22 protein-coding genes are annotated in these 23,694 nt (G+C 46.2%); 8 read left to right on the forward strand and 14 right to left on the reverse strand.

Annotated features, from left to right (window positions below):
* Window positions 1–20 precede the first annotated feature (20 nt).
* Window positions 21–281 (reverse strand): DUF3343 domain-containing protein, encoded by a 261-nt coding sequence (locus tag ACFQ03_RS22015; protein WP_144937085.1) that lies wholly within the window; start codon window positions 279–281, stop codon window positions 21–23.
* A 217-nt stretch (window positions 282–498) separates the two neighbouring features.
* On the opposite strand from ACFQ03_RS22015, the gene yyaC reads away from it, so the two are divergent.
* Window positions 499–1,119, forward strand: a complete 621-nt coding sequence (gene yyaC, locus ACFQ03_RS22020) for a spore protease YyaC (RefSeq protein ID WP_144937088.1) — start codon at window positions 499–501, stop codon at window positions 1,117–1,119.
* Here yyaC and ACFQ03_RS22025 read toward each other — a convergent pair.
* From ACFQ03_RS22025 to rpmH, 12 genes are all read right to left on the reverse strand, one after another.
* A complete protein-coding gene (locus ACFQ03_RS22025; RefSeq protein WP_144937091.1) occupies window positions 1,058–1,579 on the reverse strand; it encodes a DUF4446 family protein in 522 nt (173 codons plus the stop codon). The genes yyaC and ACFQ03_RS22025 overlap by 62 nt on opposite strands.
* 97 nt (window positions 1,580–1,676) lie before the next feature.
* Window positions 1,677–2,852, reverse strand: a complete 1,176-nt coding sequence (locus ACFQ03_RS22030) for an aminotransferase class V-fold PLP-dependent enzyme (RefSeq protein ID WP_379291005.1) — start codon at window positions 2,850–2,852, stop codon at window positions 1,677–1,679.
* A 345-nt stretch (window positions 2,853–3,197) separates the two neighbouring features.
* On the reverse strand, window positions 3,198–4,052 hold the full coding sequence (locus tag ACFQ03_RS22035; RefSeq protein WP_144937097.1) for a ParB/RepB/Spo0J family partition protein: 855 nt from the start codon (window positions 4,050–4,052) through the stop codon (window positions 3,198–3,200).
* Window positions 4,045–4,806: a ParA family protein gene (locus ACFQ03_RS22040; RefSeq protein WP_150960416.1), complete on the reverse strand. Its 762-nt coding sequence runs from the start codon at window positions 4,804–4,806 to the stop codon at window positions 4,045–4,047. The genes ACFQ03_RS22035 and ACFQ03_RS22040 overlap by 8 nt, the downstream gene beginning before the upstream one ends.
* Before the next feature lie 133 nt (window positions 4,807–4,939).
* Window positions 4,940–5,755, reverse strand: coding sequence for a nucleoid occlusion protein (gene noc, locus ACFQ03_RS22045; protein WP_144937103.1), 816 nt, complete (start codon window positions 5,753–5,755; stop codon window positions 4,940–4,942).
* Between the two features lie 161 nt (window positions 5,756–5,916).
* The gene (gene rsmG / locus ACFQ03_RS22050) at window positions 5,917–6,651 is read right to left on the reverse strand and encodes a 16S rRNA (guanine(527)-N(7))-methyltransferase RsmG (protein WP_144937106.1); all 735 of its coding nucleotides are present in this window, start codon (window positions 6,649–6,651) and stop codon (window positions 5,917–5,919) included.
* Window positions 6,648–8,540 carry a tRNA uridine-5-carboxymethylaminomethyl(34) synthesis enzyme MnmG gene (gene mnmG, locus ACFQ03_RS22055; protein WP_144937152.1) on the reverse strand — a complete coding sequence of 631 codons (1,893 nt, stop codon included), beginning with the start codon at window positions 8,538–8,540 and terminating at the stop codon, window positions 6,648–6,650. Before mnmG ends, rsmG begins: the two co-directional genes overlap by 4 nt.
* A gap of 210 nt (window positions 8,541–8,750) precedes the next feature.
* Window positions 8,751–10,127 (reverse strand): tRNA uridine-5-carboxymethylaminomethyl(34) synthesis GTPase MnmE, encoded by a 1,377-nt coding sequence (gene mnmE, locus ACFQ03_RS22060; RefSeq protein ID WP_144937109.1) that lies wholly within the window; start codon window positions 10,125–10,127, stop codon window positions 8,751–8,753.
* Between the two features lie 87 nt (window positions 10,128–10,214).
* On the reverse strand, window positions 10,215–10,832 hold the full coding sequence (gene jag / locus ACFQ03_RS22065; protein ID WP_144937112.1) for an RNA-binding cell elongation regulator Jag/EloR: 618 nt from the start codon (window positions 10,830–10,832) through the stop codon (window positions 10,215–10,217).
* Window positions 10,833–10,847: 15 nt separating this feature from the next.
* Complete coding sequence (locus ACFQ03_RS22070) at window positions 10,848–11,570, reverse strand: YidC/Oxa1 family membrane protein insertase (protein WP_144937115.1); 723 nt, start codon at window positions 11,568–11,570, stop codon at window positions 10,848–10,850.
* Window positions 11,571–12,033: 463 nt separating this feature from the next.
* Window positions 12,034–12,378 carry a ribonuclease P protein component gene (gene rnpA / locus ACFQ03_RS22075; RefSeq protein WP_144937118.1) on the reverse strand — a complete coding sequence of 115 codons (345 nt, stop codon included), beginning with the start codon at window positions 12,376–12,378 and terminating at the stop codon, window positions 12,034–12,036.
* 380 nt (window positions 12,379–12,758) lie between these two features.
* Complete coding sequence (gene rpmH / locus ACFQ03_RS22080; RefSeq protein WP_144937121.1) at window positions 12,759–12,893, reverse strand: 50S ribosomal protein L34; 135 nt, start codon at window positions 12,891–12,893, stop codon at window positions 12,759–12,761.
* A 478-nt stretch (window positions 12,894–13,371) separates the two neighbouring features.
* On the opposite strand from rpmH, the gene dnaA reads away from it, so the two are divergent.
* From dnaA to gyrA, 7 genes are all read left to right on the forward strand, one after another.
* Window positions 13,372–14,730 (forward strand): chromosomal replication initiator protein DnaA, encoded by a 1,359-nt coding sequence (gene dnaA / locus ACFQ03_RS22085; protein WP_144937124.1) that lies wholly within the window; start codon window positions 13,372–13,374, stop codon window positions 14,728–14,730.
* 310 nt (window positions 14,731–15,040) lie between these two features.
* Window positions 15,041–16,183 carry a DNA polymerase III subunit beta gene (gene dnaN, locus ACFQ03_RS22090; protein ID WP_150960413.1) on the forward strand — a complete coding sequence of 381 codons (1,143 nt, stop codon included), beginning with the start codon at window positions 15,041–15,043 and terminating at the stop codon, window positions 16,181–16,183.
* Window positions 16,184–16,196: 13 nt separating this feature from the next.
* Window positions 16,197–16,412: a S4 domain-containing protein YaaA gene (yaaA, locus tag ACFQ03_RS22095; protein WP_144937132.1), complete on the forward strand. Its 216-nt coding sequence runs from the start codon at window positions 16,197–16,199 to the stop codon at window positions 16,410–16,412.
* 188 nt (window positions 16,413–16,600) lie between these two features.
* A complete protein-coding gene (recF, locus tag ACFQ03_RS22100; protein ID WP_379291012.1) occupies window positions 16,601–17,716 on the forward strand; it encodes a DNA replication/repair protein RecF in 1,116 nt (371 codons plus the stop codon).
* Between the two features lie 41 nt (window positions 17,717–17,757).
* A complete protein-coding gene (remB, locus tag ACFQ03_RS22105; protein ID WP_144937138.1) occupies window positions 17,758–18,006 on the forward strand; it encodes an extracellular matrix regulator RemB in 249 nt (82 codons plus the stop codon).
* Window positions 18,007–18,045: 39 nt separating this feature from the next.
* Window positions 18,046–19,962, forward strand: coding sequence for a DNA topoisomerase (ATP-hydrolyzing) subunit B (gene gyrB, locus ACFQ03_RS22110; RefSeq protein ID WP_150960411.1), 1,917 nt, complete (start codon window positions 18,046–18,048; stop codon window positions 19,960–19,962).
* Window positions 19,963–20,273: 311 nt separating this feature from the next.
* Window positions 20,274–22,811: a DNA gyrase subunit A gene (gene gyrA / locus ACFQ03_RS22115; RefSeq protein WP_150960410.1), complete on the forward strand. Its 2,538-nt coding sequence runs from the start codon at window positions 20,274–20,276 to the stop codon at window positions 22,809–22,811.
* Between the two features lie 139 nt (window positions 22,812–22,950).
* Here gyrA and ACFQ03_RS22120 read toward each other — a convergent pair whose 3' ends face one another.
* Entirely contained in the window at window positions 22,951–23,412 is a 462-nt protein-coding gene (locus tag ACFQ03_RS22120; protein WP_144937147.1) for a DinB family protein, read from the reverse strand.
* Window positions 23,413–23,694: the final 282 nt, after the last annotated feature.

Below are 23,694 nucleotides of genomic sequence, written 5' to 3' on the forward strand. Positions count from 1 at the left end.
TTGGTTGTCCTCCCTGTCCGTTACCGTTCTGGCATATCGATGGTAACATATTTCCCATTCTTTTGAAAATAAATCCCCCTGATTTCCACCTGCTCCGTCCGTATGATGTTCTGGACCCTCTCCAGCTCCGCAGCATCAAATTCAATGGACAAAGCACAGCCGGCGGTAATTTCCTTGGGCGTAGGCCGGATATCTATTTCAATATCGGCATATTCCAGAAGCATCTCCGCCCTTAAAGCTTGCTGTGTAGAATCAAAAGCAATGACCATTAACGATTCCATGCCATTTATTCCTTTCTGGTCTCTCTGTTCCTCAACAACAAAATCTCACGCATAGATGCCTCCGCATCTCCTATAAAATGATTCTAGTTCTATTTTCTTGTTTTTGAATGGTGCATGTATAAACAGCATTTTCCAGCCGTATACTAGTAGAAAAGCTCTATGGATGCCCTTTCGGAGATATCGATGTGGTCAAAAAATAACGGACATGGAGGAAACCATGAAATTTTCTTTCAATGCGGACAAGAATTCGTCCAGCGGTTCCATTCTCGTTCCTTATACCGACTCTCAATCGGCGCAAATGATCGCTTCCAAGCTCTCCCTCTATTTTCAAGAGGTTCCGGTTGCCCAACCGATTATCTTCGTCTGTATCGGAACCGACCGTTCTACCGGCGATGCACTCGGGCCATTAGTGGGCACCCGCTTGCTCGCTTACAATCTGGTCGACTTTCCTGTTTATGGAACCCTGGAAGAGCCCGTCCATGCCCTAAATCTGGCCGAAACCTTATCGGCCATCGAACAAACCTATAGAGATCCTTTCATCGTAGGAATAGATGCTTGTCTGGGCCAGCTCTCCAGCGTGGGGTCCATTAAGGTAGGCTCCGGCCCTCTGAAGCCGGGAGCCGGGGTCAACAAGGATTTACCGCCCGTCGGTCATATCCACATCACCGGAATCGTGAATGTCGGAGGCTTCATGGAGTATTTTGTTCTCCAGAACACCCGATTGCATCTGGTTACGATGCTGGCAGATACGATTGCCAAGTCGATTCATCTGTCCCTTAATCATTCCCAGAGGACAGCCTCTGCGGCTTTCCCGCCTTTTCCATTATCAAATCAATAACTTGTTTTTCCTCCGGGGATAAACTGTAGGAGGACACGCCTTGTTTGATCGGTTTCGCATACAAATAACTTTCGTTTCGGCCATGAATGCCTGTTAATACAACCCCGTCTCTTTCTTCGTCCAGAAAAGCGATGGAGAAGCTCATATCACTCCCCTGATCGGGAAAGGCATTATACCGGATTACCTCTACATGGCCCTTCATTTTTTTCATTTCCTTCTCCAGGTGTTGGACAGATTCCATATAATTCTGATTCGCTGCCGCTGCTTGCCGGTAGCTTTCTTGCATTTGTATAAGCATCTGTTCCAGATTTTCCGTGCCCCCGCGCATCATTCTTTTGTATTTCTTATTCATCCTGGCCAGCTTGATCCAGAGCACGATAATGAGAAGGAACATAAACCCGATAACCAGCACTTGCACAGCTTCCCACATTTCGGGCTCCAATCCGAATATTAATTCCATACATGTGCCACCCTTTTTTTCTAAATATAAGAGGATAGGCTTGCAACCCTCGGCTCCTATTTTTCAAATTTTGATCTCTTCTAATGAAAATTCTTTATTAGTTTTTCTCTTTCCCCTGGTTCTTATATCCTCGGCAAATTTCTTCCATCGCCTTAATTAAGCATTCCACCTGCTCCACAGTCGAATAATAACCGACACTGGCTCTAACGGCCCCTGTAGCTGTTGTCCCTGCCGTTTCATGACCGAGAGGCGTGCAGTGAAAACCGGCACGGACGGCAATCCGATATTCGCGGTCCAATTGAAAAGCGATTTCCGAAGCATCCGCATTCTCCACCACAAAAGAGACAATTCCTGTCTTGTCTTCCCCTAAATCGGGACCGAGTATTCGCAAGCCGGAAATGTTCCGCAGCCCCTCCATCATTAACTGCGTCAATTCCCATTCCTTCCTATGGATCTGTTCCACCGTTTCTTTCATGATAAACTTGATCCCTGCTGCTAATCCGGCAATCCCAACCGTATTCGGCGTCCCGGCTTCATATCGATCCGGGCGAACGGAAGGCTGATCCACCTCCTCCGATTGACTTCCCGTTCCTCCATGAAGAATCGGCTCCAAATCGATCTCAGGGGATATATATAGCCCCCCGGTACCCTGTGGGCCGAGCAAACCCTTATGCCCGGGAAAGGCCAGCATATCGATGCCTTCCTCAGCAACATTTATCGGCACCGTCCCTGCCGTCTGAGCCGCATCAACCAGCAGCTTGACACCGTTATGTCGGCACAGCTCCGCAAACTCGGCTATTGGCTGTATCGTACCCAACAAATTAGAGCTATGGCTGCAAACAAATAGCGTAGTTTCCGGCCGAAAGGCTGCAGCCGCTTCATCCACACTTATTTTCCCCTGTTTATCAGCCTGCAAATAAGTAATTTGAACCCCTCTGGTCCTTCGCAAATATTCCAAAGGCCGTCTTACCGAGTTATGTTCCATCGAGGTACAGATGACGTGGTCTCCTTGGCACACAAAGCCTTTAATGGCTAAATTCAGAGCTGCGGTCGCATTGGACGTAAAGACGATATCATTCGGATTGCGAATTCCAAACAGCTTGGCCGCCAGAGTGCGTGCTTCAAATACAATCCGGCTTGCCCTCACCGCCATGCTGTGGCTTCCTCTTCCCGGATTAGCCCCCGCTTCTTCCATACATGCAATCATAGCTTCTGCAACTTCAGGAGGCTTCGGCCAAGAGGAAGCGGCATTATCAAAATATATATGAGGCACCCTCCCCCCTCCTTCCGTCAAATTTCCACCTTTATAATCATTCACTCTAATTCCCGACTATCCATCAACTTCACTGCAGCTTTTTAGCGAGAAAAATGAAGCCTTTTCGAAGAAATCGAATCCATCTTTAGCGGAAACTTTTTATGCCAATGAGAAGTTGTTCTACTTTTAATGCAATTTATACACTTAAACTCTCTAGTTTGGTCAAGAAAAGCATACCTTGTCGGTTTACTCTCGGAAAACCTCGGTATGCTTATATATTCCTACAACAAACGTTCTTATCTCTCCAAGAAACCGGGGTGACAATGATTTCTCCAACTCTACAAGCAATCTTACCTTTTACCCTTAAGATGTTTTTCCCTGCAGCAGCTCAAGCAGCCTTTCCAAATCTTCTTTAGAATAATATAGTAGCTCAATCTTCCCTTTGTTGTTGGAATGCTTGATCTTTACAGTTGTCTGGTAGAAATCTCTTAATGTTTCCTCTACTTGATGAATATATGGATCTCTCTTTCTATTCGGCTTCGTTTTAGGCTCATTCTTCGACTTTTCTTCGTGCTTCTGAATCGCTTCTTCCAGCTCACGTACACTCCACTGTTCACGAATCGTCAGCTCTGCAAACTCCTTCTTCAGCTTGTCGTTCTTTACTCCGACAATCGCCCGGGCATGTCCCATGGATAATGTTCCACGTGAAACATATTTTTTGATTTCCTCCGGCAACTGCAGCAATCTCAAGAAGTTCGCTACGTGGGACCGGCTCTTCCCTACCTTCATCGCAAGCTCCTCTTGAGTAAGGGAAAACTGTTCCGCCAACGATTGATACGCTTGAGCAAGCTCTATCGCATTCAAGTCTTCTCTCTGAATATTCTCGATTAGAGCAATCTCCATCACTTGCTGATCGGAAAACTTCTTAACGACAGCCGGAATCGTAGCTTGTCCTGATAGCTGAGAGGCCCTGAACCGTCTCTCTCCTGCAATAATTTCATACCCTTTGAGGACTGTCCTTACAATAATCGGTTGAATAACGCCATGCTCTTTAATCGATGCGGCAAGCTCTTGAATGCTTTCTTCATCAAATGTTTTTCGAGGCTGATATGGATTAGGCCGGAGCTGTGAAAGGGGAATTTCAATTACTTTGTCGTCATCGCTAATATTTAAAGAAGGAATTAGAGCGTCTAATCCTCTACCCAGTCTTTTATTCAAGTTCAATCACTTCCTTCGCTAATTCCATATACACTTCTGCCCCTTTGGAGCGTGGATCATAGGTTATTATGGACTGACCGTGACTGGGCGCTTCGCTCAAACGAACGTTGCGCGGAATAATGGTCCGGTATACTTTCTGCTGGAAGTATTTCTTTACTTCCTCTATGACCTGAATACCGAGATTCGTTCTAGCGTCAAACATCGTTAGAAGAACTCCTTCAATCTGCAACGAGGTATTCAAATGCTTCTGCACGAGCCGTACAGTATTTAATAATTGACTTAATCCTTCCAGAGCATAATATTCACATTGGATAGGTATAATGACAGAATCGGCCGCCGTTAAAGAATTAAGAGTCAGCATGCCGAGGGAAGGAGGACAATCAATCAATATATAGTCGAACATGTGCTTTACAAGCTGCAGAGATTTCTTCAGGCGAACCTCTCTGGAAATCGTAGGCACTAATTCGATTTCGGCGCCGGCTAGCTGGATCGTTGCCGGAATCACCTTCAAATTTGGCAGATTTGTATCTAAAATAGCTTCTTTAGGATGAACATCGTTAATAATAATGTCGTAGATACAGTAAACGACATCCGCTTTGTTCACACCTATTCCGCTAGTCGTATTCCCCTGGGGGTCTATATCGACCAACAACACCTTTTTTCCTAACGCGGATAAGGATGCGCCGAGGTTTACTGAGGTGGTTGTTTTGCCAACTCCTCCTTTTTGATTAGTAATGGCAATAATCTTTGACACATTGGTTCACCTCAATATCGTTATTCACATCAACCGAATTAACCAATGAACCGTAGGCCGGACCCTGCCAACGGCACGATTGCTCGACAAAAAAAGCGGCCATCGCCGCAGTTTTTTATTCGAAACATACGCTTTATTGTTTAGGAATCGATATGATGATTTCGTAATGATCTTCGAAGTCTTTCTCATCTGTACTAATGTTCATACCTGAACTCGAAATCATGTCCACGGACTGTCTGATTGTATTGACTGCCAGCCTCACATCTTTAGAGAAAGTAATTCTCTTCTTCCTCTTGGGCTTGCTCGCCTCATTGTAGAAGTTAACCCTGGCTTCCGTCTGTTTTACATTCAAATCTTTAGTAATGATCTCGTCCAGAAGCTTCAACTGAAGCTCTTCATTGTCCAAAGATAACAGAGCCCGTGCATGACGCTCCGAAATTTTCCGTTCCATAAGCGCTTGCTTAACAGGCTCGCTTAGCTGCAGAAGCCTGATTTTATTGGCAATCGTCGATTGGCTTTTCCCCAGTCTTTGGGCCAGACTTTCCTGAGTCAGCTGATGCAGCTCCATTAGCTTCTGATAAGCAACCGCTTCTTCAATAGCCGTTAGTCCTTCCCTCTGAAGGTTTTCGATGAGGGCAATGGAGGCTGCCTGAGCATCGTTAAATTCCCGTATAATGGCCGGGACTGTTTCCAGTCCAAGCTTCTTAACAGCTCTCCAGCGCCGTTCGCCCGCAATAATCTCAAACTTTCCTTCGCGGACTCGGACTACAATTGGTTGAATAACGCCATGAGTCTTAATCGTCTGGAGCAGCTCATCTATTCTTTCTTCATCAAATACGGTCCTTGGTTGATAAGGACTCGGTAGAATATCCTGAACGGGTATTTGCTTCACTTCGTCCGAAGGCGTTCTTTCCGTGAAACCAAAGAGCTTAGATATTTGTTCCCTCATCCTGTCTTTACCCACCTAACTCTTTCACAATAAATATCCGTAATAATAAATTCTCCACAGACAAGAAATATCCTGCCTGACAGACATGAATTTATTGTTTCACGTGAAACATTTTTGTTTTTGTCACAAAATCTCGCATATAGCTGGTGAGGTGTTTCAGATTATGTTCTAACCAGCGGCTTCTTAAGCGGAGTTCCTGCCGGCCGCGGATACTTGCGCGGGGTCTCCCCCGTTTTTTGCAGCACAACGATATGTCTTTCCGCTTGCTCGATCGGCAATTCCATGCGATAGATCTGCACCAGCTTGGCTTTCAGTTCTATCATACTGAATGAGGATTCCTCCACTTCTTCGTGAGGATTGGTGCCTTTCATTGCAGCGAACCAACCGCCCTTACGGACAAAGGGCAAACAAAACTCGTTCAACACACTTTGTCTGGCGACGGCTCTGGCGGTTACCATATCGAAGTGATCCCGGTATCCGCTTTGTCTGCCCCAATCTTCCGCTCTTCCATGAATTAATTCGACTTCCGAAAGAGATAGCTGTTGAACAAGATGCTCAAGAAAACCTATTCTCTTCTTCAATGAGTCGATAATGGTTACCCGAAGATGCGGGAACGCAATTTTCAAAGGGATGCTGGGAAATCCGGCCCCTGATCCGATATCAGCCAAGGTTCTGATCTCTTGAAGGTCAAGGAAGAAGGACAGAGAGAGGGAGTCGTAAAAATGCTTGATATACACTTGCTCCTCTTCCGTAATCCCCGTCAGGTTCATCTTCTCATTCCATGTTACCAATTCTCTGTAGTACGTTGCAAACTGCTCCAACTGAACCGGGATCAGCTCGATCCCTTCCTGCTTGAGCCGACCCGCAAACGATGCCGCTACCGATTCGCTGCTCATTGTGATCTGGCCGCCGTTACTTGATTATAGTGTTCCAAATAAACAAGGAGGATGGAAATATCCGCCGGTGAAACCCCGGAAATACGTGAAGCCTGGCCAATCGACAGCGGACGGATTTTGGATAGCTTCTGCCGGGCCTCGATCGCAATTCCATGAATGTCGTCATAGACGATATCCTCCGGAATCTTCTTCTTCTCCATCTTTTTCAACCTTTCTACCTGCTGCAGCTGCTTCTCGATATAACCGGAATATTTGAATTGAATTTCCACCTGTTCCTTAACGTCCTCCGGCAATTCAACCGGCGATGGGGAAATCGCCTCAATGTGGGCATAAGTCACTTCCGGCCTGCGCAGAAGAGAGCCCAATTCAACCGCATTATTCAGTTCAACCGTTCCGGCTTCCCTCAAGATTTGTTGAACGTTCGGCTCCGGTCTGACTTTCGTTTGCTTCAGCCGTTCCAATTCCTGTTCAATCATCTCTTTCTTCTGAACGAATTTTCTGTAGCGTTCCTCTGGAATCAGTCCGATATCGTAACCTATCTGGGTCAGCCTCAGATCGGCGTTGTCATGACGCAGCAGCAACCGGTATTCGGCGCGGGAAGTGAGCAAACGATAAGGCTCGTTAGTTCCTTTCGTCACCAGGTCATCGATCAGAACTCCGATATATCCCTGAGATCGATCGAGAATAACCGGCTCCTCCCCCTTGACCTGGCGGGCCGCATTTATGCCTGCCATAATACCTTGGGCAGCGGCTTCCTCATACCCGGATGTTCCGTTAAGCTGTCCTGCCGTAAACAGCGAACGAATTCGCTTCGTTTCCAATGTGGGCCACAATTGGTTAGGGACAATCACATCATATTCAATGGCATAACCGGTTCTCATCATCTCCGCTTTTTCCAGGCCCGGCACAGACCGAATCATGCGAATCTGGATTTCTTCCGGCATGCTGGTGGAGAGACCTTGTATATAATACTCCGAAGTATGCCTTCCCTCCGGCTCCAGAAAAATTTGATGCTTCGGCTTATCGGCGAAACGCACGATTTTATCCTCAATAGAAGGACAATAACGGGTTCCGACCCCTTCGATCGCACCCGAAAACATCGGCGCCCGGTGCAAATTGTTACTTATAATGTCGTGCGTCTCCGGCGATGTATAAGTCAACCAGCATGGCAGCTGGTCCTTGATGCTCTCTGTCGTTTCATAGGAAAAATGGCTGGGATTCTCGTCCCCGGGCTGAATTTCCATCTTCGTGAAATCGATCGTTTCCTTATTAATCCGCGGAGGAGTGCCTGTTTTGAAGCGGACCAGCTCGAAGCCCAGAGCCTTCAAGCATTCGGACAGCTTCACCGATGGCTGCTGGTTATTCGGACCGCTCTCATACATGAGCTCTCCCATAATTACTTTTCCTCTTAAATAGGTTCCTGTTGTGAGAACAACCGCCTTGCCAAAATATTGAGCCCCTGTCTTCGTGACGACTCCCTTGCATACTCCGTCCTCGACAATCAGATCCTCCACCATTCCTTGGCGCAGGCTAAGGCGCTCCTGCTTTTCGATGGTTTCCTTCATCGTTTGCTGATACAGAAACTTATCCGCTTGAGCCCGCAAGGCGTGAACGGCCGGTCCCTTCCCCGTATTCAACATCCTCATCTGAATATAGGTCTTGTCGATATTCCGTCCCATCTCCCCGCCCAAGGCATCCACTTCACGGACGACATGCCCTTTGGCCGGCCCGCCAATCGAAGGATTGCACGGCATAAAGGCGATCATATCCAAATTGATGGTCAGCAACAATGTTTGACAGCCCATTCTCGCAGCGGCTAGAGCCGCCTCACAACCGGCATGCCCCGCCCCGATGACGATGACATCAAAATGACCTGCATCATATCCCATCATTTTCACCTTCCTTATCCTTTTTCTTATATGAAAAGTTAAACGGTTTTGGGAACACTTTGCGCCGAGTTTCGACATCAACGTGCTCCTTCCTAGTATCTTATATATAGTTATAAGGCTTGGAATCCGACGAAAAATCCTATCTTTCGTTCCTAAATAAGCGCCCGATTTTAAAGGATATTATCCTCACCCAGATCCTATTTTACCTTTTTACTTCCCTAAACAAAACTGTGAGAAAATTTGGTCGATCAGTGATTCTCCAACGGAATCCCCTATAATTTCTCCCAACTGCTCCCAACTGTTGCGTACATCTATTTGAATCATATCGATGGGCACGAATTGCTCCGCCGCCATCATGGCCTCCCGAAGGGAAGCCTTAGCTTCCTTAAGCAGATGAATGTGGCGGACATTGCTGACATAAGTCGCATCATTCGACTCCAGCCGCCCGCTGAAGAATATGGCGGAGATGGCCTTCTCCAGCTCCTCCATCCCCCTGTTCTCCTGGACCGACATCATTACAATACGCTCTTCATCCAGGAAAGAGGACAATCTTCCGATATCCAGCTTCCGGGGCAAATCGATTTTGTTGACGATAACAATTACTTGTCGGTCTTTAAGCTGCTCAAGCAATTGCAGCTCATCGTCATTCAGCTCCTCGCCCGCATTAAGGACAAGCAGGATCAGATCCGCATCCGACAATGCGCTTCGCGATTTCTCGACACCGATCTGCTCGACAACATCCGACGTTTCGCGAATTCCCGCTGTATCCAACAGCTTCAACGGAATCCCGTTAATCGTAACATACTCTTCAATAACGTCTCTAGTGGTCCCGGGAATATCCGTTACGATCGCCCGGTTTTCTTGGGCAAGGGCATTCAGCAGAGAAGATTTCCCTACATTCGGACGGCCCACTATAGCCGTTACGATTCCCTCGCGTATTATTTTTCCTTGCTCCGCCGTTTTCAATAATTCATCTATTTTGGCGATCGCTTCCCTGCTTTTGTCGACAATGAATGCACTGGTCATTTCCTCGACATCATGCTCTGGATAATCGATATTCACCTCTATATGGGCCATAAGCTCCACCAACTGCTGCCTCAACTGCTTAATTTGTTGGGAAAGTGACCCTTCCGCCTGCTTCATGGCTATTTTATAAGCACGGTCCGATTTGGAGCGAATCAAATCAATTACCGCCTCGGCCTGGGAAAGGTCAATCCGTCCATTCAAGAAAGCCCTCTTCGTGAACTCCCCCGGTTCAGCCAGCCGAATGCCTTTGCTCAACAGAAGATCCAGCACTTTCTTAACCGACACCAATCCCCCATGGCAGCCTATTTCGACAACATCCTCCATCGTAAACGAGCGTGGGGCTCTCATCACCGTAACCAGCACCTCGTCGACCTTCTCCAGTGACTCCGGATCTTGAATAAACCCGTAGTGCACCGTATGGGTGGCCGCTTCGGTCAGTCTTGTTCTAGATTTAAACACCTGTTCTACATTAGGAATGGCATCCTGCCCGCTGACCCGAATAACCGCAATACTTCCCTCTCCCAGCGGTGTTGCAATAGCCGCAATCGTATCATGAATCATTCTATTACCACCTCCTGAGCAGCTTAATCGGTATGGAAAGAAAAAAAGCAATGACTCCCTCTTCGGCAAGAAGTCATTGCACCGTTCCTACTTTAAGGCGATCACCACTCTGCGATTCGGCTCTTCCCCTTTACTGTATGTTTTCACCGAAGGGTGATCCTGTAGTTTGGAATGGATAATTTTGCGTTCAAGGGAAGACATCGGTTCCAGAATGACTTCCTTCTTACTCTTGATAACCCTGGAAGCCAATCGCATGGCGAGATCTTCTAATGTTTTTCTTCTGCGGCTCCGGAAATCTTCGGCATCCAGCACTATTTTAACATGGGTATTGGAATAACGGTTAGCTACAATATTTACTAAATATTGGAGAGCATCTAAAGTTTGCCCTCTTCTTCCGATTAATATCCCTAACTCTTCCCCGTTCAAGTCGAACGTCGTCAAATCCCTTCCGGCCTGAACATCGATATCCGTACGCAAATTCATCGTCCGAAAAATATCTTTAAGAAATGCCACAGCTTCCTCAATCGGATCAGGAATTAATTCGAGCTCTACCTTCGCATCCTTGGCACCAATTAGTCCAAACAGCCCTCTCGAGGGCTGTTCAAGAATGTTTACTTTAACTCGGTCTTCCGTTACTTCCCACTTTCCTAACCCTTGCTTTACGGCATCTTCAACCGTTTTTCCAGAAACCACAATCTTCTTCATTAGAAATGGCCACCCCTATTTTTTAGATGGTCTATAAAGAATATAGGATTGTATGATTGTGAAGATGTTGCTGTATACCCAGTACAAAGGCAGCGCAGCCGGAAAATTCATAGCCATTACGAAGATAAGCACCGGGAAAATAAATAACAGGGCCTGCATGGGCGAATTGCTCACTTGGGTCGACATGACCTTCTGCTGCAAATAAGTCGTCAAAGCGGCCAGCACCGGCAGTACATAGAACGGATCGGGCTTACCCAGCTCCATCCACAAGAAAGAATGGTTAGCGATTTCCCCATTACGCATAATCGCATTATACAGTGCAATCAGAATCGGCATCTGAACAAGTAAAGGCAAGCATCCCGCTAACGGGTTGACGTTATGCTTTTGAAACAGCTTCATGGTTTCTTCTTGCTGCTTTTGCGGATTGTCCTTGTACTTCTCTTTAATTTTCATCAATTCGGGTTGAATCGCTTGCATTTGCTTCGAGCTGCGGTATTGCTTCAGCGTAAGCGGCAAAACGAGGAATCGGATAATCACTGTAACGATCAGGATGGATAATCCGTATTGGCCCCACAGCATATCGGCGAACCAGTTCAGTACACTGGAAAGCGGATAAACGAAATACTTGTCCCAAATTCCGTTGTTCGGATCAATGGGACTGAATTGCGTCGGACTACAGGCAGATAACAGCAGCACCAACAATCCCAGCGGTATTAACTTATAGAAGCGACGAATCAATATCAAATCCTCCCGGAAGTTTTGTGGGATAACCAACCCGGCTTCCTAGACGTCTGCCATTCGTTCGTTCTCCAATCCAAAACTTTCTATATTATATAAGGATAAACGGCTATCGCCGTCCTCTGGACAGGCGCGTTTACCGATGAAATATAAGAACAGGTATAAGGCGAAACTTATACTTTCTTATATTATGAGAAAAACTCCTATCGGAGTATTTCATGGATGAGCGACCGCGTTTAAAGGACGTTCTATTGCCAAATAGAATGGAAAGAGAGCGCTCGGTAAACGGGCTTCTTCCTTCTATTGCAGCAAATGCGGCATAATATCTCCCGTTCTACTAAATAGAAAGAAGGCAGAAATCGTTAACAGCCGCTTACTCAACCTTCCAATAATGCTCAATAGAGCAAATCATACATCAAAAAACAATATATCATAACTACTGTAACAAATAAATATTTATCGATTATTTCTTTTTGAACAAGCCCGCTTTTTTCAGGACATGGAACAAGCTTTTCTCCATTTCATGATAAGACATATCGGCGGCCGGTTTTCGGGCAATGAAAATAAGATCCGCATTCCCTTCAATACGGTCTATATTCAAGCGGATAATTTCCTTGACCACTCTGCGGATCCGATTACGGACGACTGCATTGCCTACCTTCTTGCTCACCGATACCCCTACCCTCAATGGCTGAGAGGCGTTCTTTTCCTTCCGGTAAAGCACAAACTGATGATTCGCAGTCGACTTGCCCCAGCGGTACACTTTACTAAAATCTTCTCTTTTGGCCAAACGATTCTGTTTATGCACTGCGAACTCCCCAATTTGTCAAGAAAACTTTAACCTTCCCTTGCTCCGAAAGAGAATGTGGTTTATAAGCCTCCATCCACATGCTCCGCCCTTTCTATTGGGACAGGCCTTTCGGACAGCAAGTATAAGGTAACGCACTCCATGAACGGCCGGATCTTGATTACAGCAATCTATTTAGTTCTAGGTTTAACATTTTTGCCTTATTTAAAACTTGCACTGCCGGCTGTTATGCCGGCTTTGATCCTCCGGGGCTTCCTCCTTCCGAACCCTCATATTCCCGAGGACCGAATCCTGGTATAAATTCAGTCCCTGTAAGCCAGGCAAGGAGACACCGGGCACCAAACAGGAAAAAAGACCACTCGCAAGTGGTCTCAAAAAAATTAAGCAGTCAGTACTTTTCTGCCCTTTTGGCGACGAGCTTGAATTACCTTGCGGCCATTCTTCGTACTCATGCGCTTACGGAAACCGTGTACTTTTTTACGCTTTCTTACGTTCGGTTGGAAAGTCGGTTTCATTATATAGCACCTCCCCGAGGAATTACATCCCAAAAATACCTCTAATAATTAAATCATCTCGCAGGCCAAAAGTCAACCGGACTTCACTCTGGAGCCCGCGCTATTTTCATCCACGGAAGGCTGTGAATAATTTTGTGGCAAATTTAGCAGAACTCTGTCGAAATATCAACAATTTATAAACACTGGACAGGTATGTGCATCGAATCTATTCACAAGTTGGCGAAATTGTGGATAATTTATCGAATTCCATTGAATCCTCTCCCTCTTTTTGATATATTTAAATTGTTTTCGCCTGTGGATATTTATCAAATACATAGAAATTATCAACATGTTGTGGATAATATTGTGAACAATTTGAACTTTTCCTTCCCAATAACCCTTCTAATTCCCTTGATAATGTGGATAATTGACATGTTGTTCCTTGATATGACAATATATTCAATGGCTGTCGCCACGTTTTTTAAAGGAGTGACTGTTTGTGGAAAGCCATGTCAATAACTTATGGCAACAAGTACTTTCAGAAATTCAAACCAAGCTAAGCAAGCCCAGTTTTGATACGTGGCTTAAATCTACCCAAGCAAAGGTATTTACCGATACCCTCCTTGTCATATGCGCTCCTAACAATTTTGCACGCGAATGGCTGGAAACCCGGTATGCCAAGATGATCAAGGCGACGGTTTACGAATGTTTAGGCAAGGATGTGACCGTAGAGGTCGTCATTGAGGACGGCTCCCCTGCCCAGCCTCCATCCATACAAACCGCAGCACCGGTTCAACCCGAGACCGCCGTTCAGGAAGAATGGTCTTACGCCAGTATGATGAACCCCAAATATACGTTCGATACGTTCGTTATCGGCGCCGGGAACCGGTTTGCCCATGCGGCTTCTTTAGCTGTGGCCGAAGCGCCTGCGAAATCGTATAATCCGCTATTTTTATATGGTGGAGTGGGACTTGGCAAAACCCATTTAATGCATGCCATCGGACATTATGTACTCGAGCATAATCCCAATGCGCGGGTTCTCTATATATCTTCCGAGAAATTTACGAACGAATTTATTAACGCGATCCGTGACAACCGCGGCGAGAGCTTCCGGAACAAGTACCGCAACATCGACGTTCTGCTCATCGATGATATTCAGTTTCTCGCCGGCAAAGAGCAGACCCAGGAGGAATTCTTCCATACTTTCAATGCTCTGCACGAAGAAAGTAAGCAAATTATTATTTCAAGCGACAGGCAGCCGAAAGAAATCCCGACCCTGGAGGAGAGGCTGCGCTCCCGGTTCGAATGGGGCTTGATCACAGATATTCAGCCTCCGGATCTGGAGACCAGAATCGCCATCCTGCGCAAGAAGGCCAAAGCGGAGAATCTGGAAATTCCGAATGAAGCCATGGTCTATATCGCCAATCATATTGATACGAATATCCGCGAGCTGGAAGGCGCCCTGATTCGCGTAGTCGCTTATTCTTCTCTTATTAACGAAGACATTACCGTTTCCCTGGCGGCCGATGCGTTGAAGGATATTATCCCTTCCTCCCGGCCCAAAGTAATTACCATTCAGGATATTCAACAGAAGGTCGGGGAATTTTACGGGTTGAAGCTGGAGGATTTCAAGGCGAGGAAACGGACGAAAGCCGTCGCTTTTCCAAGGCAGGTCGCGATGTATCTGTCTCGTGAACTCACCGACTACTCCCTTCCCAAAATTGGAGAAGCCTTCGGAGGAAGAGATCATACGACCGTTATTCATGCCCACGACAAAATTACAATGACGCTTAAGCAAGATCCGGAATTGGGCAAGATCATTCAGAATCTGACCGAAAAAATTAAAAATCCCAGTTGATAACGAAGAAGCCTATGCACAATCTATTCACATGTGGATAGGCTTGATTCTTGTCTTTTTTATTCACATATCCACATATTCAGGCCGCCTACTACTATTACTACTAAAAAAAAGATATAATTTAAAATAGAAAAGCGTTCAGCGAAGCCACATTTTCCACAATGGAAGTTTTGTGTCCTGCTCAGCTTTAAATTCTATTCAGGAGTCTTTCTCATTTTTCCCAAGCTGCATACATTATGCCGGCTTTTTCGAGTTTGCTATAATACAGGTTATGAGCCGTTTCTTATTTTAAGAACCCGGGAGTGAAATTATGAAACTGACGATTTTAAAAGACCAGCTGAGCGAGTCGATCCAGCATGTGTCGAAAGCGATTTCCAGCCGCACAACCATTCCAATCCTTAGCGGAATAAAGATAGATGCTACTCCTAAAGGAGTTATGTTAACGGCAAGCGATACGGACATTTCCATCCAATCCTTTATTCCATTGGAGAATGATGGGATAGAAAATGTGCAATTGGTCCAAACTGGTAGCGTCGTGCTGCCCGCCAAATTTTTCATGGAAATGGTGCGCAAGCTGCCTTCCGAACAAATAGAAATCGAAGCCGGCGAAAATCATCAAACGATCATCCGTTCTGGAACAGCCGAGTTTCAATTAGTCGGATTCGATCCGGAGGAATATCCCCTTCTCCCCCAAGTCGATGAGGAGAAAGTCATCTCGATGTCTAGCGATCTGCTGAAGGCAATGATCAAGCAGACCTCCTTCGCTGTATCCACAAGCGAAACGACACCGATTCTGACTGGAGTTCTCTGGTCCTTGACCGAGAATAATCTCAAGCTGATCGGATGCGACCGCCATCGTCTGGCCAGCCGGGAATCTCAAATCGATACCCCTCCGGACCAGGTAATCAAGAGCGTCGTCATTTCCGGTAAAACCTTAAGCGAGCTGAACAAAATATTGCCGGATCATAACTCCTTGATCGATATCGTCTTTACCGAAACACTCGTGCTGTTCAAGCTGAGCAATGTTCTGTTCTATACTCGGGTGCTGGAAGGCGTATATCCGGATACCAGTAAATTAATCCCGCAGCAATTCCAGACAGAAATGGTTATAAAATCCAAATCGTTAATGGACGCGATTGACCGGGCTTATTTGCTTACCAGAGAGAACAAGGCTAATATCGTAAAATTGGTTATGAACGACGATCAAACGATCGAAATTTCGTCCAGCTCATCCGATCTCGGCAAGGTCAAAGAAGTGCTTCCGGTCAGCAGCCATTCCGGAAATCTTCTGCAGATCTCATTCAATTCCAAATTTATGCTCGATGCCTTAAAAGTAATCGATAGCGAATTCGTGCATATCGGATTTACCGGACCGATGAACCCGATTGTTATCCAGCCGGAGGACGGCACGAGAATTTTGCAGCTCATCCTTCCCTACCGGACTACCAGCTAATAAAGGAGTAAGAATGAAATCTATCGAAATTTCGACGGAGTATATTGCATTGGGGCAATTTCTCAAGCTGGCTGACTGTGTGTCCACCGGCGGACACGCCAAAATATTTCTACAGGAAACGAAGGTTCTCGTTAACGGGGAGCCGGAAAACCGGCGGGGCCGAAAGCTTGTTCCCGGCGATATTATTCAGGTGGACGGCTGTGGGGAATTTCAAGTCCGGCGTTCTTAAACGAAGGCCCGAGCAGTTGAAACGGCAAGCTTGTCTCCAAAGAATAAAGTGCCGCATAGAATAGATAACTGGAGTCGTATGTTACAAAGAGGACCCCTTTCTTTCATTATGGATGAAAGTGTGGAATCATTGCTCTTGCCTTGCGAAGCGGAGCTTTGCGTTAAAGCGGGCTCTTAGGAGGAAATCACTTGTTTCTTAATAGGCTGGCTATTAAAAATTACCGAAACTATGATGAAATAGAGTTGAATACCGACCATAAGGTCAACATTTTTATAGGTCCTAATGCCCAAGGGAAAACCAATTTGCTGGAAGCGATCTATGTCCTTGCACTGTCCAAATCTCATCGTACGCATCATGATAAGCAGCTAATTCGCTGGAATGAACCCTATGCCCAGCTCTATGCGGAAGTGGACAAGAAATACGGCTTGTGCAAGCTCAGTCTCTCGGTTACTCCCCAGGGCAAAAAGGCTAAAATTAATGGCCTCGAGCAAAAAAAACTCAGTGATTTTATCGGAACGCTAAATGTAGTCATGTTTGCCCCGGAGGATTTGGAAATTGTCAAGGGCGCTCCCGGAATCCGCCGGCGGTTCCTTGATATGGAGATCGGCCAGGTTCACCCTGGCTATCTGTATGAAATGACCCAGTATCAGAAGGTGCTGAACCAGCGGAACAATTACTTGAAGCAATTGCCCGGCTTTCCTGCCGCCACGGACCCGATGCTTGAAATTTGGAACGAGCAGTTGGCCCAGTATGGTTCTAAAATCATCAAAAAAAGGCAAAGCTTTTTAAAAAAACTGCAAAAATGGGCGGAGTATATCCATTCGGGCATAACGAACGACCTCGAAAAGCTCCGGGTCGAGTACCGTCCCTCCATAGAAACCGGTGATCCCGAAGAGGAAACTATTCTATTTGAGCGATTTATGATAAAGTTAAAACAGATGAAAGATCAGGAAATAAGGCGCGGTACAACACTAGTCGGGCCTCATCGTGATGATATGATGTTTTTTATCAATGACAAAGAGGTTCAGGTTTACGGGTCCCAAGGCCAGCAGAGGACGGCCGCACTTTCCTTGAAGCTGGCCGAGCTCGAGCTGATTCACGAAGAATTGGGAGAGTACCCTGTTCTTTTGCTTGATGATGTCTTGTCCGAATTGGACCCGTATCGGCAAACCCAGCTGATCGAGACCTTTCAGGACAAGGTTCAAACCTTTATCACGACGACCGCCCTGGACAGTGTTAATATGGATAAGCTGTCGGATGCAGCTATATATCACGTTAAGAACGGATCGGTACAGGATAAGTGACGGCTATTCCATCGATTTCTATCCGAATAGGGGTTGAGCCTATGTTCATTCATTTGGGAGGAGAAAAGATCATTCGCGCTAACGAGTTAGTAGCTATATTTGACCTCTCGATCGAAAAAAATTCGAAAATTTCCAAACAATTTGTTACCCATGCGTTAAAAAATAAAAAAATCGAAGTGATAGGCGAAGAGGATAGCAAGTCGATCGTCGTTACAGTCCATAAAGTTTATTATTCCCCTATTTCATCTGCAACACTGAATAAAAGAGCAAGTCAATTGCAAATTCATTAGCCTTATCTGTCCGGAAATTTGAAAAGTAGGTGAAGGGTAATGTCATTGAATCCAAATACTTATGACGAGAATCAGATACAGGTACTGGAAGGTCTGGAGGCGGTCAGAAAACGTCCAGGGATGTACATCGGTTCCACCAGCAGCAGAGGTCTTCACCATTTGGTATGGGAAGTCGTCGATAACAGCATTGACGAAGCTCTGGCCGGTTACTGTACCCGAATTGATGTTACCGTTCATAAAGACAACAGCATTTCAGTAACTGACAACGGACGCGGAATTCCTGTAGGGGAACATGCCAAGATGAAGAAGCCCGCAGTCGAGGTTGTGCTGACGGTGCTTCACGCAGGCGGTAAGTTCGGCGGGGAAGATTCCGGATATAAAGTATCTGGCGGATTGCACGGAGTCGGGGTGTCGGTCGTTAATGCCCTGTCCGCTCATCTTACGGTTCAGGTCAAAACAAAAGGAAAAATTCATCTGCAGGAATATAAACGCGGCGTTCCTCAATACGATCTCAAAGTGATCGGAGAAACGGAAGAAACGGGAACGAAGATTACTTTCCTGCCCGATCCGGAAATTTTTACGGAAACCGTCGAATATGATTACGAAATATTACAATCGCGACTTCGGGAGCTGGCTTTTCTCAATAAAGGGATCGAGATCAATCTGTTCGATGAGCGGACAGATGCCTCCAATACATTCAAGTATGACGGGGGAATTATTTCATTCGTCGAATATTTGAACCGGAACCGGGAAGTGCTGCATGACCCGCCGATTTATACCGAAGGAACCAAGGATAACATCCAGGTAGAGATCGCTCTGCAGTATAACGACAGCTATGCCGAAAACATTTATTCATTCGCCAATAATATAAACACCCATGAAGGCGGAACCCATGAGTCCGGCTTCAAAAGTGCGTTAACGAGAATTCTGAACGATTACGCGCGCAAATCGAATTCCATCAAGGAGAGCGATTCGAATCTTACCGGAGATGATGTCCGTGAAGGTCTGACGGCAATTATTTCGGTGAAAATTCCTGAACCGCAATTCGAGGGGCAGACCAAGACGAAGCTGGGCAACAGTGAAGTGCGCGGGATTGTAGAGTCCCTCTTCTCCGAGAAGCTGCAGGAATTTCTGGAGGAGCATCCTTCGGTATCCAAGAAAATTATGGAGAAGGGGATTCAGGCGGCCAGAGCACGGGAGGCCGCTCGTAAAGCCCGCGAGCTGACCCGGCGCAAGAACGCGCTCGAAGTCAGTTCATTGCCTGGGAAATTGGCGGATTGTTCTTCCAAGGATGCGTCCATTAGTGAAATTTTTATCGTAGAGGGAGATTCGGCCGGCGGTTCCGCCAAGCAGGGCCGGGATAGGCATTTTCAAGCTATTCTTCCGCTGCGGGGTAAAATATTGAACGTTGAAAAAGCCCGTCTGGACCGGATTTTGTCCAACGCGGAAATTCGCGCGATCATCACCGCCCTGGGTACGGGAATCGGGGTAGATTTCGATATATCGAAGGCACGTTATCACAAAGTGATCATTATGACCGATGCCGATGTGGACGGAGCTCATATCCGTACTCTTCTGCTCACGTTCTTCTATCGTTACATGCGCAAGCTGATTGAGGCAGGTTATGTATATATTGCACAGCCTCCATTGTACAAATTAGAACGCAACAAAACGGTGCGCTATGCCTATAACGACAAGCAGCGGGAAGAAATGATGGCCGAATTTGGAGACGGGGCCAAAGTGAATGTCCAACGTTACAAAGGTCTGGGCGAGATGAATGCAGGCCAGCTCTGGGAAACGACGATGGATCCCGAAAGCCGGACACTGCTGCAGGTAAGTATTCAGGATGCTATGGATGCCGACCTTATTTTCGATACGTTGATGGGAGATAATGTCGAGCCCCGGCGGGATTTCATTCAAGAGCATGCCAAGTATGTAACCAACCTGGACATTTAACAATTGATCAAGCTAATTCCGAAAAGGGAGGTTCTGTTTGCACGGAGCCTTCTTTTTAAACTTATAGGACAAACTTGCGGGAGACATTATAGGTGCGGAAAGCGGAGGCGTTTTAAAAAAATAAATCCGTAAGTTCCGGCTGTATGAGCCGCCCAAAGTTCGTTTAATTGTGCAAAAGTTGTGAAAGTAATATAATAACAATGGATATATAAAAGCTGGCCGGCATTCAAATGACTGTGGAAATGGCGGGAAAATCTATTTTCCCTAATTTTCGGCTGGCCGGGTTTTGCAGAACGATCAGGAGGTAAACGATGGCCGAAGAAATGCAACCTCAAATCAAAGAAAGAGATATCGGCTCGGAAATGCGGGAATCGTTCATGGACTACGCGATGAGTATCATCGTCAGCCGTGCGCTCCCTGATGTCCGGGATGGCTTGAAGCCGGTTCACCGCAGAATTCTGTATGCGATGTCTGAATTGGGCATGTCGCCCGATAAGCCATATAAGAAATCGGCCAGAATAGTTGGAGAAGTCATCGGTAAATATCACCCGCATGGAGATTCTGCCGTTTATGAAACGATGGTTCGGATGGCTCAGGACTTCTCCCTTCGCTATATGCTGGTGGATGGCCACGGTAACTTTGGTTCTATAGACGGGGATTCTGCAGCGGCCATGAGATATACCGAAGCCCGCCTGTCGAAGATCGCTATGGAGCTGTTGCGCGATATTAACAAAGAAACGATTGACTTCGTACCGAACTATGATGGCGAGGAACAAGAGCCGGCAGTCCTGCCTTCGCGTTTCCCCAACTTGCTGGTTAACGGGATATCCGGGATTGCTGTCGGCATGGCTACGGCCATTCCTCCTCACAACCTTGGCGAAGTTATCGAAGGCGTTCAGGCGCTGATCAAAAATCCAGACATTACTCCGCTTGAGCTGATGCAATATATTAAGGGGCCCGATTTCCCGACGGGCGGATACATTCTTGGCAGAGAAGGAATCAAGCAGGCCTACTCTACAGGAAGAGGCTCCGTTACCATGCGTGCGAAAGCAACGATTGAGGAAGCCAACGGCAAGGCCCGTATTATTGTTAATGAGCTTCCTTACCAGGTTATCAAGACCCGGTTGATCGTAAACATCGCCGAGCTGGTGCGCGACAAGAAAATCGACGGCATTACCGATCTGCGTGACGAATCAGACCGCAATGGTATGCGGATCGTGATTGAGCTTCGCAAGGATGTCAACCCGAATGTCGTATTAAACAATTTGTACAAGCATACGGCTATGCAAAGTAATTTTGGGATCATTATGCTGGCGATTGTCAATAAAGAGCCCAAGATTTTAAATCTTAAAGAGGTCCTCCATTATTATTTGCTGCATCAGCAGGAAATCATACGCCGGCGGACCGAGTACGATTTACGCAAGGCTGAAGCAAGGGCACATATCTTAGAAGGTCTGCGTATAGCTCTCGATCATTTGGACGAGGTCATCAGTCTGATTCGTTCCTCCAGAACGACTGACATTGCGCGTCAGGGCTTGATGGATACGTTCGCTCTCAGCTATGAACAGGCTCAGGCTATTCTCGATATGCGTCTGCAGCGCCTGACTGGCTTGGAGCGCGAGAAGATCGAAGAGGAATATGCCGAATTGCTGCAGAAAATTGCGGAACTGAAAGAAATTTTGGCTAATGAGAGCCTTATTCTAGGTATCATCAGCGATGAGCTGGAAGAAATCAAAGAACGGTTCAGTGACGAAAGACGGACCGAAATTACGATCGGTGAAGACAGCATTGAAGATGAGGATCTGATTCCTCAGGAAGATGTGATCATTACGATCACTCATTCCGGGTACATCAAGCGTCTTCCCGTAACAACCTATCGCGCTCAAAGACGCGGAGGCCGGGGCGTAGTCGGAATGGATACGAAGGATGATGACTTCGTCGAACATTTGTTTGTATCCAATACACACCACTACCTGATGTTCTTTACGGACAAAGGGAAGGTGTACCGGCTTAAGGCTTATGAAATCCCGGATTTAAGCCGGACGGCCAGAGGAACGCCGATCATTAATTTAATTCAGATAGAACAGGGAGAAACCGTCAATGCGGTGATCCCGGTCGAGAATTTCGATTCCGATCAATACTTGTTCTTCGCTACCAAAGAGGGAATCGTTAAGAAAACGCCGCTGCAGGATTACGGCAATATCCGCAAGGGCGGGTTAATTGCGATTAATATCCGGGAAGAAGACCGATTGGTCGGAGTCCGCTTGACCGATGGACAGCAAGAAATCATCATGGGAACGAAGATGGGGATGTCGATTCGCTTCGAAGAGGATGACGTTCGTTCGATGGGCAGATCCGCCACAGGCGTTAAAGGAATTCATTTGTCTGAAGACGATGAAGTCATCGATATGGATGTAGTCGAAGGGCATAATGACGTCCTGATAGTTACTTCCAAAGGTTTCGGCAAACGGACGCCGATCGATGATTACAGGATTCAAACCCGCGGCGGCAAAGGAATCAAGACCCTCAACATTACAAGCAAGAACGGTTTCGTCGTCGGGCTGAAGGTTGTTAAAGAAGACGAGGATCTGATGATCATAACTGCGCAAGGAACGATTATTCGGATGAGTATGGCGGGAATATCGACTATGGGACGCAATACTCAAGGCGTACGTTTGATCAATATTAAAGAAGATGATGAAGTAGCTACGGTCGCCAGAGTGGATAAGAGCGAAGAAGAGGAAGAGGTTCTGGAGGAAGGGCCGGAAATTACTGCGACGGTCGTCAGAAAGGATCCGGACGAAGAACCTGAAACAGATATGGATGAAGAATCCGAGGATAATGAATAATTGCTGAAAGAGGGGCGCGTCCCCTCTTTTCTTTATTTATCACAACAGAAGGTTTAAGTTCATTAAGGCAAAAAAATAGATCAACTTTCTAATTAAAGGGTTCGTTAGAAGGACGGCGACAGTCGCGTCTTCTTGAAGCTCAGATTCCAAACAATCCTCGCCCTATTACATTGGCTGATATGGGTTGGAGCCCAATTTCTCTTGCCCAGAGGGCAAGCTGGCCCTTATGATGGATTTCATGAGCGATAACATGCCGTAATATTTCACCTTTGGTGTAACGTCCTTCAGTCCACGATACGGACACAATTTCATTTTCACAATCATCAGACCATGTATTTAGGAATACTTCTGTTTCTTTGATCCATGAATCGGAAAGTTCTTTAACTTGTTCAAGTGTCTTATAGTTCTCAAACTGGATTTGGATATCCGGCCTGCCTTGTATTCCGCGAATCCAACTATATTCCACATCACAAATATGGAAAAGTATATAAAGAATACAGCTTGGTCCACGATTACGCAGCAATTCCTCCTCCGGGACTTGCTTGAATAATTCAAACCATTCATTCCTTGTAAACCAGTTATACTGAAACAACTTTATCAAGATAAATCTCCCCTTATCAGGAATCTGTTGTTTTACCAATGGAGGGAGGCAGTTTAATATCCAGTGCATCATCAAGCTCTAATTTCTCGAATATCATAAGTAACCATTTCTAAACTGTTTATAATTATAGAACGGGCGTTCCCTTATTTCAACAAATTAAGTACATATTTTAAAAGAGTTAAAACATTTATTTATTCAAGCTCTACAAATCCAGATATGATAGTGTAAAATCTCTGTGGGTGTAGGAATTGGAAAAAGCGGATATAGAAAAAGAGCTTCTCC

It is taken from the genome of Paenibacillus residui, assembly GCF_042677205.1.
Taxonomy (GTDB): Bacteria; Bacillota; Bacilli; order Paenibacillales; family NBRC-103111; genus Paenibacillus_L; species Paenibacillus_L residui.

Coding starts and splice junctions, on each gene's coding strand:
- dnaN (WP_150960413.1), top strand. CDS start 15,041: ATGAAACTGACGATTTTAAAAGACCAGCTGAGCGAGTCGATCCAGCAT.
- mnmE (WP_144937109.1), bottom strand. CDS start 10,127: ATGATTCATGATACGATTGCGGCTATTGCAACACCGCTGGGAGAGGGA.
- gyrB (WP_150960411.1), top strand. CDS start 18,046: ATGTCATTGAATCCAAATACTTATGACGAGAATCAGATACAGGTACTG.
- remB (WP_144937138.1), top strand. CDS start 17,758: ATGTTCATTCATTTGGGAGGAGAAAAGATCATTCGCGCTAACGAGTTA.
- yaaA (WP_144937132.1), top strand. CDS start 16,197: ATGAAATCTATCGAAATTTCGACGGAGTATATTGCATTGGGGCAATTT.
- yyaC (WP_144937088.1), top strand. CDS start 499: ATGAAATTTTCTTTCAATGCGGACAAGAATTCGTCCAGCGGTTCCATT.
- rsmG (WP_144937106.1), bottom strand. CDS start 6,651: ATGAGCAGCGAATCGGTAGCGGCATCGTTTGCGGGTCGGCTCAAGCAG.
- noc (WP_144937103.1), bottom strand. CDS start 5,755: ATGAGGGAACAAATATCTAAGCTCTTTGGTTTCACGGAAAGAACGCCT.
- mnmG (WP_144937152.1), bottom strand. CDS start 8,540: ATGGGATATGATGCAGGTCATTTTGATGTCATCGTCATCGGGGCGGGG.
- gyrA (WP_150960410.1), top strand. CDS start 20,274: ATGGCCGAAGAAATGCAACCTCAAATCAAAGAAAGAGATATCGGCTCG.
- ACFQ03_RS22025 (WP_144937091.1), bottom strand. CDS start 1,579: ATGGAATTAATATTCGGATTGGAGCCCGAAATGTGGGAAGCTGTGCAA.
- ACFQ03_RS22015 (WP_144937085.1), bottom strand. CDS start 281: ATGGAATCGTTAATGGTCATTGCTTTTGATTCTACACAGCAAGCTTTA.
- rpmH (WP_144937121.1), bottom strand. CDS start 12,893: ATGAAACCGACTTTCCAACCGAACGTAAGAAAGCGTAAAAAAGTACAC.
- jag (WP_144937112.1), bottom strand. CDS start 10,832: ATGAAGAAGATTGTGGTTTCTGGAAAAACGGTTGAAGATGCCGTAAAG.